General features: G+C 66.7%; 11 protein-coding genes. 4 read left to right on the top strand and 7 right to left on the bottom strand.

From position 1 onward, the window contains the following. Positions 1-122 precede the first annotated feature (122 nt). The 5 genes from AC1RP5_RS07260 to AC1RP5_RS07240 all read right to left on the bottom strand — a co-directional run bounded on the left by AC1RP5_RS07260 (position 123) and on the right by AC1RP5_RS07240 (position 4,704). A complete protein-coding gene (locus tag AC1RP5_RS07260; protein WP_493109953.1) occupies positions 123-1,634 on the bottom strand; it encodes a UxaA family hydrolase in 1,512 nt (503 codons plus the stop codon). A gap of 121 nt (positions 1,635-1,755) precedes the next feature. Then, the gene (locus tag AC1RP5_RS07255) at positions 1,756-2,652 is read right to left on the bottom strand and encodes a dihydrodipicolinate synthase family protein (RefSeq protein WP_493109952.1); all 897 of its coding nucleotides are present in this window, start codon (positions 2,650-2,652) and stop codon (positions 1,756-1,758) included. Positions 2,653-2,745: 93 nt separating this feature from the next. Next, complete coding sequence (locus tag AC1RP5_RS07250; protein WP_493109951.1) at positions 2,746-3,213, bottom strand: hypothetical protein; 468 nt, start codon at positions 3,211-3,213, stop codon at positions 2,746-2,748. Positions 3,214-3,414: 201 nt separating this feature from the next. Continuing rightward, a complete protein-coding gene (locus AC1RP5_RS07245) occupies positions 3,415-3,714 on the bottom strand; it encodes a hypothetical protein (RefSeq protein WP_493109950.1) in 300 nt (99 codons plus the stop codon). Between the two features lie 123 nt (positions 3,715-3,837). Then, the gene (locus AC1RP5_RS07240) at positions 3,838-4,704 is read right to left on the bottom strand and encodes an EamA family transporter (protein ID WP_493109949.1); all 867 of its coding nucleotides are present in this window, start codon (positions 4,702-4,704) and stop codon (positions 3,838-3,840) included. Between the two features lie 43 nt (positions 4,705-4,747). On the opposite strand from AC1RP5_RS07240, the gene AC1RP5_RS07235 reads away from it, so the two are divergent. The 3 genes from AC1RP5_RS07235 (at position 4,748) to glsA (ending at position 10,554) form a co-directional block, all read left to right on the top strand. Beyond that, complete coding sequence (locus AC1RP5_RS07235; RefSeq protein ID WP_493109948.1) at positions 4,748-5,605, top strand: branched-chain amino acid aminotransferase; 858 nt, start codon at positions 4,748-4,750, stop codon at positions 5,603-5,605. A gap of 61 nt (positions 5,606-5,666) precedes the next feature. Continuing rightward, positions 5,667-8,660 (top strand): ATP-binding protein, encoded by a 2,994-nt coding sequence (locus AC1RP5_RS07230; RefSeq protein WP_493109947.1) that lies wholly within the window; start codon positions 5,667-5,669, stop codon positions 8,658-8,660. Between the two features lie 76 nt (positions 8,661-8,736). Next, positions 8,737-10,554: a glutaminase A gene (gene glsA, locus AC1RP5_RS07225; RefSeq protein WP_493109946.1), complete on the top strand. Its 1,818-nt coding sequence runs from the start codon at positions 8,737-8,739 to the stop codon at positions 10,552-10,554. On the opposite strand, the gene AC1RP5_RS07220 is transcribed toward glsA, so the two are convergent. Then, positions 10,548-11,051, bottom strand: a complete 504-nt coding sequence (locus AC1RP5_RS07220) for an isoprenylcysteine carboxyl methyltransferase family protein (protein WP_493113305.1) — start codon at positions 11,049-11,051, stop codon at positions 10,548-10,550. The genes glsA and AC1RP5_RS07220 overlap by 7 nt on opposite strands. Beyond that, positions 11,048-12,112 (bottom strand): type III polyketide synthase, encoded by a 1,065-nt coding sequence (locus tag AC1RP5_RS07215; RefSeq protein ID WP_493109945.1) that lies wholly within the window; start codon positions 12,110-12,112, stop codon positions 11,048-11,050. Before AC1RP5_RS07215 ends, AC1RP5_RS07220 begins: the two co-directional genes overlap by 4 nt. Positions 12,113-12,378: 266 nt before the next feature. Here AC1RP5_RS07215 and AC1RP5_RS07210 point away from each other — a divergent pair, with 266 nt between their 5' ends. Continuing rightward, positions 12,379-13,014: a hypothetical protein gene (locus AC1RP5_RS07210; protein ID WP_493109944.1), complete on the top strand. Its 636-nt coding sequence runs from the start codon at positions 12,379-12,381 to the stop codon at positions 13,012-13,014. The last annotated feature ends 143 nt before the right edge of the window (positions 13,015-13,157 follow it).

The raw sequence follows: 13,157 nt of genomic DNA, 5'->3' as shown, positions 1-13,157 counted from the left end.
CCGTGGCCGCTGTGGGCTGGGCCGCCAAAGCATGGCCAAGTTCGGAGTCGCAGGATCGCATATGAGGGACGTAACGCGGCCACATCAAAATGGCTGCGTATGATCCTTCATATAATTGTCGATCACATCGTTGCGCCGATCTTCCATGGCTCGAATTCGTCGTCCCCGATTCCCAAAACCTCAGACTTGGTTTTCTGCCCCGAGGCCGTGGCAAGAATAAGGTCGAAGATGCGGCGGCCGTTTTCCTGGATCGTTTCCTCGCCGTCGACGACCGTTCCGCAATTGATGTCCATGTCGTCAGTCATGCGTCGATAGAGGGAGGTATTCGTCGCAAGCTTGAGTGACGGTGTGGGCTTGCAGCCGAACACGCTGCCGCGGCCCGTCGTGAAGCACAGGACATTGGCGCCGCCCGCGACCTGTCCTGTCGCGGAAACCGGGTCGTAGCCGGGCGAGTCCATATATACGAAGCCCTTCGCGGTGATCGGCTCGGCATATTTGTAGACGTCGACGAGGTTGGTCGTTCCGCCCTTCGCAACCGCACCCAGGGACTTCTCGAGGATGGTGGTGAGACCGCCGGCCTTGTTGCCCGGCGATGGGTTGTTGTTCATCTCACCGCCGGTGCGGGCACAATGATCTTCCCACCAGCGGATCCGCTCGACGATCTTTTCGCCGACCTCCTTGGTGACGGCGCGACGCGTCAGCAGATGTTCCGCTCCGTAAATCTCCGGCGTCTCCGACAGCACCGCCGTGCCGCCGTTGCGCACCAGCAGATCGACCGCCGCGCCCAGTGCCGGATTGGCCGAGATGCCGGAATAGCCGTCCGAGCCGCCGCACTGCAGGGCGAGGATCAGTTCGCTGGCCGGAATCGCCTCGCGCTTCACGTCGTTGGCTTCGGGCAGGATGTCCTTCAGGAAACCGACGGCGCGCATCACGGTCTTGGAGACGCCGCCCTCGTCCTGGATCGCCATCGGAATGAGCTTGGGTCCTTCCTTGAGACCCTCGGCGTTCATCAGGCCCGAGATCTGGTTGGTCTCGCAGCCGAGGCCGAGCACCACGACGGCTGCCATGTTGGGATGCTTGGTGTAGCCCGCGAGCGTGCGGCGCAGCACGTCCATCTCGAGGCCGGACGCCGCCATGCCGCAGCCGCCGCCATGGGTCAGCGGCACGATGCCGTCGATGTTCGGGAATTCCTTCAGCAGCGGCTCGAGACGCGAGGCGATCATGCGGCTGGTCGCGGCCGAACAGTTCACCGTCGTCACGATGCCGATGTAGTTGCGCGTGGCCGCGCGGCCGTCGGCGCGGCGATAGCCCTGGAAGGTCGCGGGCGGGACGATGAAATCGGTCGGATGGGCATCGGCGCAGAAGGCGTAGTCGCGCTCGAAATCGCCCATGACGCAGTTGTGCGTATGGATGTGGGTGCCGGGCGCCAGGTCCTCGGTCGCGAAGCCGATGATCTGGTTGTACTTGCGCAGCGGTTCGCCCGTCTTCACCGCTTTGGTGAGAATCTTGTGACCGGGCGGCACGCGCGTGGCCGCCGCGACCTCACCCTCGACCTTGGTGCCGGGCAGGATGTCCATGCGCGCCACGACGACGTTGTCGGCGGGGTGCAGGCGAATGGTGAGCGGGGCCGTCATTGTTGTTTCCTCCTGGGTCGTCGCCCGGTGGCTTTCCCTCCGGGCGACATTCCTCGGCAGACCTTAGTACGCCGCCAGCCCGCGGCAACTGCTTCCTGTTCGGTGCAGGATCAGCTCGCCGTTACGCGGCGCGCTGCGCTCGGATCGCATCGATCGCCGCGAACAGTTTTACGCACTCGGCCTGGCCCAGCGACCTCAGCGGAGCGCGCATGCGCGACCATGCCACCGGATCCTTGCGGCGATGGCCGACCAGCGCCTTGACGGCTGCCGTCACGGCGAAAGGCAGCACCGCCTCGACCATCGCGTTCACCCGCGGCTCCTCGACACCGTCGATCAGCGGCCGCATCAGGTCGGACGCGATGTTGGCCAGCCCGGTGATGGCGCCCGAGGCGCCGAGGTTCATCGCCTTCGCAAGCAGCCGCTCGTCGCCGATCAGGATGTGGAGTTCGTTGTGATGCTTCAGCAGCGCCTGGGCATTGTCCCAATCGCCGGACGAATCCTTCACGCCCTTCACCTGTTCGGGGAATGCCTTCTTGAGGCGATCGACCAGATCGATCGACAGGCCGACCGAAGTGACCTGCGGGATATGATAGAGGATGACGTTGCTGGCCTTGGGGCCGAGACCGCGCAGCACGGCGGCGAACCAGTCGAACAGGCCCTCGTCACCCGGCGCCTTGAAGTAGAACGGCGGCGCGAGCAGGAAGCTCGTGCAGCCGACCATCAATCCGGCGCGACCCTGGGCGATCGCATCCTCGACGGACGCGGCCGCGATGCCGATCACGAGCTGCGTCGCGGGATCGACGCCCGCTCCCACCAGTGCGCCGATGGCGCGGTTGCGTTCGTTGAGGCCGAGCGAAGCGCCCTCGCCCGTCGTCCCGAAAATTGTCAGCGATCCGCAGCCATCCGCCAGCGACTGGCGTCCATGCGCCACAAAACGCGGCAGGTCGATCGACCGGTCCTCCGCGAACGGCGTGGCGAGAGCGACGGACAGGCCAAAGCGGTTGGATCGGAGCGGCACGGCGTTTCCCCTTTTCGTTGCCGTGCACGATAGCAAAAGAAAGCGGGGCGCCGAAGCGCCCCGCATCCTCACTCAACCGTTCGGACTCGCGTCCTAGCGGTGGCGATTGTTGTTCACCGGGTCGACGGCATTCGGGATGCCGTCGCGATCCTTGTCGCCCCACGGGGCATTCGCCTGGTCGCGGCGATTGTCGTGGTTGTCGACGCGATTGGGAATGCCATCGCCATCCTTGTCCCAGCGGCTGGCCTGATAGCGCCACTGCTCACGACCGTTGTCGCTGTAGCGCTCCCAGCGGTCGGGAACGTAGCGGTAGCCCGCGCGCTGCTGCTGCCAGGTACCCGGCGCCCAGACATACTGGTTGTTCACCAGCCTGTACTGGCCAGGCGCCCAGACGTAACCCGGTCGAGGCGCCGGGATCGCCTCATAGGGCGGCGGCGGCGGTGCCGAACCGAAGGTGATGGTCACCTGCGCGTTGGCGGCCTGGAAAGGCGCCGTTGCGATCGTTGCGGTGGCGAGAGTGGCGGCCGCGGCGAGGGTCGTGAGAGCAATTCGCTTCAACATAACGTACCTCCGTTTTCGCGCGGCATCGCCCGCGCCATGAGAGGTATTACGTCCCCGATACCCTTGCCGTTGCCTTTACACTCGGGGAATTGCGGCGCGCATTCCGCCGCTTTTCGAACACGCTAACTCGCAGTCGATGAGAAAAACGGGCCACAAAAAACGGGGCGCCGAAGCGCCCCGTTCTTTCCCGATGCATTCACATCAACCCGGGTACCAGCCCTGGTTCCAGCCCGGCTGCCAGCCCTGGCCCCAGCCCGGCGCGTGGTTGTGCTGGTTCACCCAGCGGCCATCGACCCAGACCTGGCGGCCGTGATGCCAGGTCCAGTAGCCCGGCGCCCAAACGCGCTGTACCGGCGGCGCGTAATAGCGCGGCTGCGGCGGTGCGCCGATATAGACGCCGAACGACTGGGCGGCTGCCGGTGTGACGGCCGCGGGTGCAAGCGCCGCCGTCGTGAAAGTGGCGGCGGCGGCAAGGGTGGTGAGAGCAATACGCTTCAACATGATCTGCCTCCGTTCTGAGCGGCAGCAACGCCGCGTCATACAGAGATACGCATTGGCACCCTTGAAAGTGGCCGTCTTACCTGAGGAATTCGCGCACCTATTCGGCCGCTTTTCCGTCACCGGTCAGGTTCCGCCCACCAGCAAAAGAATTACGCCAGCGACACTCACCATGATTCCCAGCAGGCCAATCACGTGGAGCTTCTCGCCGCGCAGGAACACCCAACTCATCATCACGCCCATCAGCGGGAAGAGCGCGACCAGCGGCGCCACCACCGTGATCGAGCCGAGGCCGAGCGCGGCATAGAGAAGGAACGTCGCGCTGCCGTTGGCGAAGCCCACGCCCAGGAACCACAACACGCCGCTGCGGATCGCGGGTCCCTCGCGCAACGCACGCCGGCCGACCAGCGAGAGGATCACGACCGTCGACAGCGCATAGCCGATCGCCGCGGCGGCGAGCGGCTCGGGCCACAGGGCGAGGCCCGTCTTGATCGCCGGCTGGATCGCGCCGCGCACCAGCGCCGCGGCGAGCGGCAGGCCCAGCACCCAGACCGACCAGTGTCGCCCGCCGGTGCCGCCGCGCAGCGCCAGCAGCGCCACGCCGCCCACCACCAACGCGAGGCCGGCGAGTTGCAGCAGGCCGAGATGCTCGCCCAGGAACAGCACCGCGCCCAGCACGGCGAAGATCGGCGTCACGTTCCCGACGGCGCCCGCCACCGCCGGGCCCAGCCGTTCGTTCGAGCGCACCGAGAGGATCGAGACCACTACGGGAAATATGCAGCCCACGGCCGCAAAGATCAGCGCCGCGTCGAGATTGAAGGTGCTCCAGTCCACGAACACGATCGCGGCCATCCAGGCCACGACCAGTGCGCCGCCGATCGAATAGAGCGGCGAGCGCCAGGACGGCATCGTGCGCAGCCCGAACTGCGTCAGGATCAGCGCCAGTGCGAAGCAGAATGCCGCACCTAAAGCCAGGATGGCCGCGCCGCTCATCGTCTGCTATGTCCGCCGGCTTCTAAGGACGGACGAGGGAATAATGGACACGCTCACCTACTGGAACGGCACCTGGCACGAGGGCAACCCGGCAATCCTGGGCCCGCGCGACCACGCCTTCTGGCTGGGCTCCATGGTATTCGACGGCGGGCGCGCCTTCGAGGGCTGCGGCCCCGACCTCGACCTCCATGCGGAACGCGTCGTGCGCTCGGCCCGCGCCATCGGCCTGAACCCGAGCAAGACGCCGGAAGAGATCCTCAAGCTTATGCACGAGAGCGTGCGCCGCTTCGGTCCCAAGGCTGAGCTCTACGTCCGCCCGATGTTCTGGGCCGGCAAGGGCGGCGCGGGCCCGATCTCGGTCGATCCCGATTCCGCGCAGTTCCTGCTCTGCACCTATATCTCACCGATGCGCGCCGGCACGCCGCTCGCGCTCGGCCTCTGCCGCAGCATCCGCCGGCCCGCGCCCGAGACCGCGCCGACCGATGCCAAGGCGAGCTGCCTTTACCCCAACTCCTCGCGCGGCGTCGCCGAGATGACGAAGCGCGGCTTCGACAACGGCGTCGTGCTCGACCCGCTCGGCAACGTGGCCGAGACCTGCAGCTCCAACCTGTTGCTCGCCCGCAACGGCGTGGTCGCAACGCCGGTGCCGAACGGCAGCTTCCTGGCCGGCATCACGCGCAACCGCACGATCAAGCTGCTGCGCTCGGCCGGCATCACCGTCGAGGAGCGCACGGTGCGTCCGGCCGAACTCGAGGACGCCGACGAGATGTTCACCACCGGCAATGCCGGCAAGGTGCAGCCGGTCAGCCGCTACGAGGACCGCAGCCTGCAGCCCGGCCCGATCGCCGCCCGTGCGCATGACCTCTACATGGCCTTCGCCCGTACACAGCGAGTGATCTGAGCACGCCGCACAACCACCCCGCTGTGCTTGCGGGACCGGTGCGAATCGATACTGTCCCCTGATGAATTCGGGGGAGCGCGACACGGACTTTCTCGCCGCCGGCGGCGAGATGGGCGCGTTGATGCGCGCACGGGACTGGTCGTCCTCTCCGCTGGGTCACCCCTCGGGTTGGCCGCAATCGCTACGCACGGCGGTCCGTCTGATCCTGAACTGCGGCCACCCAATGTACATCTGGTGGGGCCCCGACCTCCTCTGTTTCTATAACGACGCCTACCGTCAATCGATCGGACCCGAGCGGCATCCGTCCTCGCTCGGCCAGCCGGGACGCGCCGTATGGGACGAGATCTGGCCCATCATCGGCCCGCAGATCGACCAGGTGATGTCGGGGCGCGGCGCCACCTGGAACGAGAACCATCTCGTGCCGATCACGCGCAACGGCCGGCGCGAGGACGTCTACTGGACCTACAGCTACAGCCCGATCGACGATGCCGCTTCGCCCCATGGCGTGGGCGGCGTGCTGGTCGTGTGCAGCGAGACCACGCAGAAGGTGCTGACCGAAAAGCGGCTGATGGGCGAGATCGAGCGCCAGCGCCGCATGTTCCAGAAGGCGCCTGGCTTCATCGCCGTTCTGACCGGCCCCGACCATGTCTATGAATATGTGAACGAGGCCTATGTCGCGCTCGCCGGCCCGCGCGACTATATCGGCCGCAGCGTGCGCGCGGTGCTGCCCGAGATTGCGGGCCAGGGCTACTATGAATTGCTCGACGATGTTTACCGCACGGGACAGCGCTACATCGCCCGGTCCATGCCGGTCCGTCTCACGACCGACGACAGCACGCGCTACGTCGACTTCGTCTACGAGCCGATGCTCGACGAGACCGGCGCGGTTTACGGCATCTTCGTGGGCGGCCACGACATCACCGCCCACCGGGACACCGAATCGCAATCCCTGCTGAACGAGGAATCGCTGCGGCTGACCACCGAGGCGGCCGAGATCGGCACCTGGGACGTCGACTTCATTACCAACAAGCTGACCTGGACGACGCGCACCAAGGCGATGTTCGGCTTCGCGCCCGACGCGGTCTGCACGCTCGACGATTTCTACGCGGGCCTCCATCCCGAGGATCGCGACACGACGACCCGCGCCTTTGCCGCCGCCCTCGATCCCGCCGTGCGTGCGACCTACGACGTGCAGTATCGCACCGTCGGTCACGACGATGGCGTGGTCCGCTGGGTCGCGGCCAAGGGCAAGGGCCTGTTCGACGACAATGGCAGGTGTTACCGCGCCGTCGGCACCGCCATCGACATCAGCGCACGCAAGGTCGCCGACGCCCGCCACGCTTTCATGCTCGAACTGAGCGACGTGCTGCGCGGCAACGACACCGACAGGGCGCTGAACGAAGCGTGCGCGCTGATGGGACGTTTCTTCGGCGTCTGCCGCGTCGGCTACGGCCATCTCGATCCGGTCGAGGACGTGTTCGACTATTCGGTGTGCTGGACCGACGGGCGCGCCCAGCCGCTGCTCGGTCGCGTTCCCGCCCATGCCTTCGGCGTCAAGATCGTGAACAAGCTCGGCGCCGGCGAGACGGTCGTGGTGGGCGACCTGCTGAGCGATCCGCTGAGCGACGAGGAGGAGACGCGCGCCACGGCACGTGCCGTCGACACGCGCGCCATCCTGGTCGTGCCCTTCGTGCGCGCCGGCCGCCTGCGCACCATCGTCTATCTGAACGACCGCCCCGTTCGTCACTGGCGGCCCGACGAAGTCGCCTTCATGGAAGAGGTTGCGGAGCGCACCCGCCAGGTGATCGAGCGCGGCGAGGCCGAGACGGCGCTGCGCTCGCTCAACGCCACGCTCGAAGCCCGGGTCGAGGCGCGCACCGTGGAGCTGCGCGCCACCGAGGATGCGCTGCGCCAGGCGCAGAAGATGGAGGCGATCGGCCAGCTCACCGGCGGCATCGCGCACGATTTCAACAACCTCTTGCAGGGCATCACCGGCAGCCTCGACCTGGTGCAGCGCCGTATCGGCCAGGGCCGGCTGGGCGATCTCGACCGCTTCATCACCGGCGCCATCACCTCGGCCAACCGCGCCGCCGCCCTCACCCACCGGCTGCTGGCCTTCTCGCGCCGCCAGCCGCTCGACCCGCGCCCCGTGCACGCGAACCCGCTGGTCGGTTCGATGGAAGAGCTGCTGCGGCGGACCCTGGGCGAGAGGATCGAACTCGACCTCAAGCTGGCGGACGGTCTCTGGCTGACGCGCTGCGACGCCAACCAGCTCGAATCCGCGATCCTCAACCTCGCCATCAACGCGCGCGACGCGATGCCGGAAGGCGGCCACCTCGCCATCGAGACCCGCAACCGCGCGATCGACGGCGGCACGGCCGCCCTCCATGCCGATCGGCTGGCGGGCGACTATGTCTGCATCTCGGTGACCGACAGCGGCACCGGCATGGACGCCGAGACCATCGCCCGCGCCTTCGAACCCTTCTTCACGACCAAGCCGATGGGCCAGGGCACCGGCCTCGGCCTGTCGATGATCTATGGCTTCGCCCGCCAGTCCGAGGGCTTTGCCGAGATCGAGAGCAAGCCCGGCCGCGGAACCACGGTCCATCTCTGCCTGCCGCGCTTCGAGGGCCAGGCCGACGACGATGCGGCGGCAGCGGATGTCGCCAAGGCCCTGCCGGCGGAAACCGGCGAGACCGTCCTGGTGATCGAGGACGAGCCGGTGGTGCGCGGCCTGGTCGTCGAGGTGCTGGCCGATCTCGGCTATCGCGCCATCGAGGCCGTCGACGGGCCGGGCGGGCTCGAGATCGTGCGATCGCCGCAGCGCATCGACCTGCTGATCACCGACATCGGGCTGCCCGGGCTGAACGGCCGCCAGGTGGCCGATGCCGCCCGCGCGCTACGGCCGGACCTCAAGGTTCTGTTCATGACGGGCTATGCCGAGACCGCCGCGCTGGCCGCCGGCTCGCTCGATGCACGGATGACCATGATCACCAAGCCCTTCGTCATGGATGCGCTGGCGGCCCGCGTGCGCGAGATCATCGAAATGAAATAGGCACGATGCTTGCTCCATTGCAGAAGGCCGCGGGAAACAAGAAATTCAGACGTCATATAGATTGGATCAGCCTTAGATGTCCTCCGAGCTACCCTTCGCCCGCTTCCTGGCACGCTGCCATGCAGAATTCTCGAAAGACGATAGCGGCGAGATCGCATCCTATATTCCCGAGCTCTCGCTCGCCGACCCGTCGCATTTCGGCGTCGCCGTCACGACGGTCGACGGCTTCGTCTACGAGATCGGCGACAGCACGGTAGAATTCACCATCCAGTCGATCTCGAAGGCGTTCGTCTTTGCGGTAGCTCTCGAACTGGTCGGCGCCGAGCGTGTCGAGGCGCTCGTGGGCGTCGAGCCGAGTGGCGATGCCTTCAATTCCATCCGCCTGCGCGCGGACAACAAGCCTTTCAACCCGATGGTCAATGCGGGCGCGATCGCCTGCACCGGCTTGATCTGCGAAAGCGAGGGCCACGGTGCTTTCGAGCGGCTGCTGGACGCTCTCAGCCGCTTTGCCGGACGCCGGCTCGAAGTCGACCAGCCCACGTTCCGGTCAGAGCGCGAAAGCGGCGACCGCAACCGGGCGATCGCCTATCTGCTGCGGAACCATGACGTCCTGAAGGGTGACGTCGACCAGGTCCTCGACGTCTATTTCCGCCAGTGCTCGCTGCGCGTGTCGGCGCGCGACCTGTCGGTCATGGCGGCGACGCTCGCGCACAAGGGCCGCAATCCGCTGACCGGCGAGCAGGTCGCTTCGTCCTATGCCGTGGCCCGCACTCTCTCGATCATGACCAGTTCCGGCATGTACGATTCGGCGGGCAGCTGGGTCTATCGCGTCGGTATTCCGGCCAAGAGCGGCGTCGGCGGCGGCATCGTCGCGTCGTTGCCCTCACAGCTCGGCCTCGGCACCTATTCGCCGCGCATCGACGACCAGGGCAACAGCGTGCGCGGCCTGCGTACCTGCGAGGCCCTTTCGACGCATTTCGGGCTGCATATGCTCAACCGCGTCGGCGACGTTCATACCTGCATCGCCGCCACCTATGACGTCGGCAGCGTCTCATCGCGCCGCAGCCGGCCGCCGCGCGAGCAGGCCATCCTGGAAGCGCACCATGCCGAGGGCGCCATCGTCGAACTCACCGGCGCGCTCAGTTTCGCCAACATCGAATACATCTCGCGGCGCATCGGCAATCTTCGCGCGGGCCTCAAGTATCTCATCCTCGACTTTCGTCGCGTGCCGTCCGTGAGCGACGCGGCCCTGCGGTTGCTGACCGATATCCTCGAAGATCTGGCGCGCGGAAATGTCGAGGTGGTCTTCAGCGGCGCCCCCAAGGGAACGCCCGTCGCGCGGTCTCTCTCGGCCTGCCTGCCCGACCGCTCCAGCGTGCGCAGCATCGCGCTGCTGGATGAAGCCATCGAATGGGCCGAAGACTACATCATCCACAGCCAGACCGGCGACCTGGACATCGGGAAATCGGTCGATCTTTCCGAGCAGGAACTGCTGGCCGGACTGGACACCGAAGAGCTGGCAACTCTCGCCAGCCTGATGGCCAAGCGCGAGTATCTGACCGGCACCCGGCTGATCTCAACCGGCGAACTGGCATCGTCGCTGATGTTCGTTTGCAGCGGCGTCATCAGTGTCCGGCTGCAGAGCGGCGTCCGACTGGCGACCTTGTCCGGGGGAATGGCCGTCGGCGAGATGGCGCTGCTGGAAACGACGCGATCGGCGGACGTCTGGGCCGACACCAAGGTCGCCTGCCTCGAACTCTCGCTCGACGCCTTTTCCGGTTTCCGCGACAGCCATCCGCGCGCCGGCGAGAAGATCATGGCCAATCTCGCGCGGCTGCTCGCCAAGCGCCTGATCGTCGCCAACAACAAGATCGAGGTTCTGGCCTCCTACTGAGGCCTGAGCGCCGCCGCTTCCGCCCTGATCCGGATCCACATCATCGCGGCGTTGAGCACAGAGAAGACGAGCGCGAAAACCGGCAGGCCGAAGGCGAGCGGCAGCGCGAGGAGTTCGCCCGCCACCACCCAGTAATTCGGATGCGATACGAAGCGATAGGGCCCGCGCCGCACCAGCGGCGCGCCCGGCAGCACGATGATGCGCGTCGTCCAGCGCCCGCCCAGCGAGGCGATCACCCAGACCCTCGCCAACTGCAGCACGACAAAGAGGGCGAGCCAGGGCAGGCTCACCTCCTGGCCCGCCGGCGCGCGGAACACCGCGAGATACCAGAGGCCGAGCAGCCAGGCGGCATGCATCGCCACGATCAGCGGATAGTGCGCCGCGCCCATTTCATATCCGCCCGCATCCAGCAGGCGGCGTGTGTTGCGGCGGGCGAGGACGAGTTCGCCGAGACGCTGCGCCGTGACGAACGCCAGGATCAGCGCGGCCCAGCTCACGCGGCGCGGGCCAGCGACAGGCAACTGCAGGTGAAGCCCGGCCCCAGCGCCGTCAGCACGGTGCGCCGGGGAAGTCCGGCCGCCGCAAGGCGTTCGAGAACGAACAGCACCGTCGGCGCCGACATGTTGCCGTACTGGCGCAACACTTCGCGCTCGTGATCGAGCGTGCCCTGCTCGAGGCGCAGCGTCGTCTCGAGCGCGGTGATCACCTTGGCGCCGCCGGGATGGCAGGCGAAGCGATCGACCGAATCGCGCGCCACGCCGATGCGCGACAGGATGCCGTCGACCGCGGGCCCGACCTGCTGTTCGGCGAAGGGCGGGATCGACCGGTCGAACACGACGCCCAGTCCGGTCGGGTCGACCTTCCAGCCCATGATGTCGAGCGTGTCGGGCCACATATGCTCGCCCGCGCCTTCGACGACAGCGATGCCCTGTTCACCCGTACGCACGACGCAAGCCGCGGCCCCATCGCCGAACAAAGCGGTCGCCACCATGTTGGCCGGCGTGAGCTGGTCCATACGGAACGCCGCGGTGCAGATCTCGATCGCGACCATCAGCACGGTCGAACCCGGCCGCGCCGCGGCCAGGCGCGTGGCGAGCGCCAGGCCCGACACGCCGCCCGCACAGCCCAGACCGAACACCGGCACGCGCTCGACATCGGCGCGAAAGCCCATGCGGCCCGCGACCCTCGCCTCGAGGCTGGGTGTCGCCACGCCGGTCGAGGAGATAGTGACGATCGTGTCGACGTCGGAGGCGGCACAGCCAGCCGCCGCGAGCGCCCGCGTGGCGGCCGCGACGAACAGATCCTGCGCGCCTTCGAGGTAGGCGGCGTTGCGCTCGGGCCAGCCCAGGGTGGAGAGGTACCAGTCGAGCGGCTTCACCGTATGACGCGCGTCGATGCCTGAATTGGTGAAGACCGGCGCCATGCGCTCGAAGGCTGCGTAACGATGCGCGAAGATCCCGCGCGCCGCCTCGGCTGCATCGGTCTGCAGCAGACGATGTGGCGGCAGGGCGTGGGCGACCGACAGCACGGCGACGGGAGGGCGTGACGGGTGATCCATCGGGCCATAACGCGCCCGGCCTGCCGGCAAACAAAGTCACGTTTTCCTGACACTGCCGCGATGACCGCGCCTCACGCAGCAGGTCGATCTTTCTTCATCTTTCGAGAAATATCATTGTTTTTAGACACTTAGCGATGCGCACGAGTGATGCAAATGGAGTTGCCGGGAAAAAATTTCCTCGGCATAAGGCGCTGGTCTGTTCGGAGGCGAACCATTTATCGCGTACGGAGCCGAACATCCCGTGCGGTGAGAAGGGGGAGTATTTGATGCACGCCGATCGTCGTTCGACACTGAAGCTGCTCGGAGGCACCGCGTTGGCGGTGGCCGTTCTGCCGGCCCTGCCGTTCACCGCGATGGCCCAGCAGGACCTCTACGTCGCGTCGACCTACCAGAACTTCAAGCGCGGCACGATCCATAGCCTCGATCCCAAGACGCGCGGCTTCGTCATCATCTGGGAAGATCTCGGCCGGGTGAAGATGAAGGCGGCCGATCTGGTCACCAACTACGCCTCGCTCAAGGTCGGCCAGATCGTCGACGTGCAGTGGTACGACTATGTCGACTTCCTGATCGCCCCGAGCTCGCCCGCCGTGACCGAGCGCGCCAAGGCGATGATGGCGCAGGGCGCCCGCATCGAAGGCATCCCGGGCGCGCAGGAGCGCATCCGCCTGTGGTCGATGAGCGGCATGTGCACCAAGGTCGATCTCGCGACCAACACGGTGTTCCTGATCAACGCGTCGGGTGGCGAGCCCGACAAGCCCTCGCCCGACAGCGGCGAAGTCATCCAGATGCCGCAGATCGTCTCCGAGGCCGGCAAGGCCGCTCTGAAGACCATCAAGCCGGGCACCCAGATCACGACCGTCTACAGCGTCCAGACCGCGCTGAAGGTCACGATCATCCGCTAACGATTTCCGCAAATCGTTGCGACGACGCCGGGACCGAGAGGTCCCGGCGTTTTCGTTTGGACTTCGACCTGCGGAAAACCATCCGCATTCTCCCCTCGCCGTTGCTGCGGCGGGCAAGCACACTCCCGGGGCAACTCTTGCGG

This window comes from Reyranella sp. GW821-FHT12G01 (genome assembly GCF_058806575.1).
The sequence above is the reverse complement of the archived record's forward strand: the minus strand, read 5'-3'. Positions and strand labels throughout refer to the sequence as shown.

Excerpts from the sequence above, each read along its gene's own strand:
- glsA (WP_493109946.1), top strand. The coding sequence starts at position 8,737 with ATGTCCTCCGAGCTACCCTTCGCCCGCTTCCTGGCACGCTGCCATGCA.
- AC1RP5_RS07240 (WP_493109949.1), bottom strand. The coding sequence starts at position 4,704 with ATGAGCGGCGCGGCCATCCTGGCTTTAGGTGCGGCATTCTGCTTCGCA.
- AC1RP5_RS07210 (WP_493109944.1), top strand. The coding sequence starts at position 12,379 with ATGCACGCCGATCGTCGTTCGACACTGAAGCTGCTCGGAGGCACCGCG.
- AC1RP5_RS07260 (WP_493109953.1), bottom strand. The coding sequence starts at position 1,634 with ATGACGGCCCCGCTCACCATTCGCCTGCACCCCGCCGACAACGTCGTC.
- AC1RP5_RS07250 (WP_493109951.1), bottom strand. The coding sequence starts at position 3,213 with ATGTTGAAGCGAATTGCTCTCACGACCCTCGCCGCGGCCGCCACTCTC.
- AC1RP5_RS07235 (WP_493109948.1), top strand. The coding sequence starts at position 4,748 with ATGGACACGCTCACCTACTGGAACGGCACCTGGCACGAGGGCAACCCG.
- AC1RP5_RS07230 (WP_493109947.1), top strand. The coding sequence starts at position 5,667 with ATGAATTCGGGGGAGCGCGACACGGACTTTCTCGCCGCCGGCGGCGAG.
- AC1RP5_RS07245 (WP_493109950.1), bottom strand. The coding sequence starts at position 3,714 with ATGTTGAAGCGTATTGCTCTCACCACCCTTGCCGCCGCCGCCACTTTC.
- AC1RP5_RS07215 (WP_493109945.1), bottom strand. The coding sequence starts at position 12,112 with ATGGATCACCCGTCACGCCCTCCCGTCGCCGTGCTGTCGGTCGCCCAC.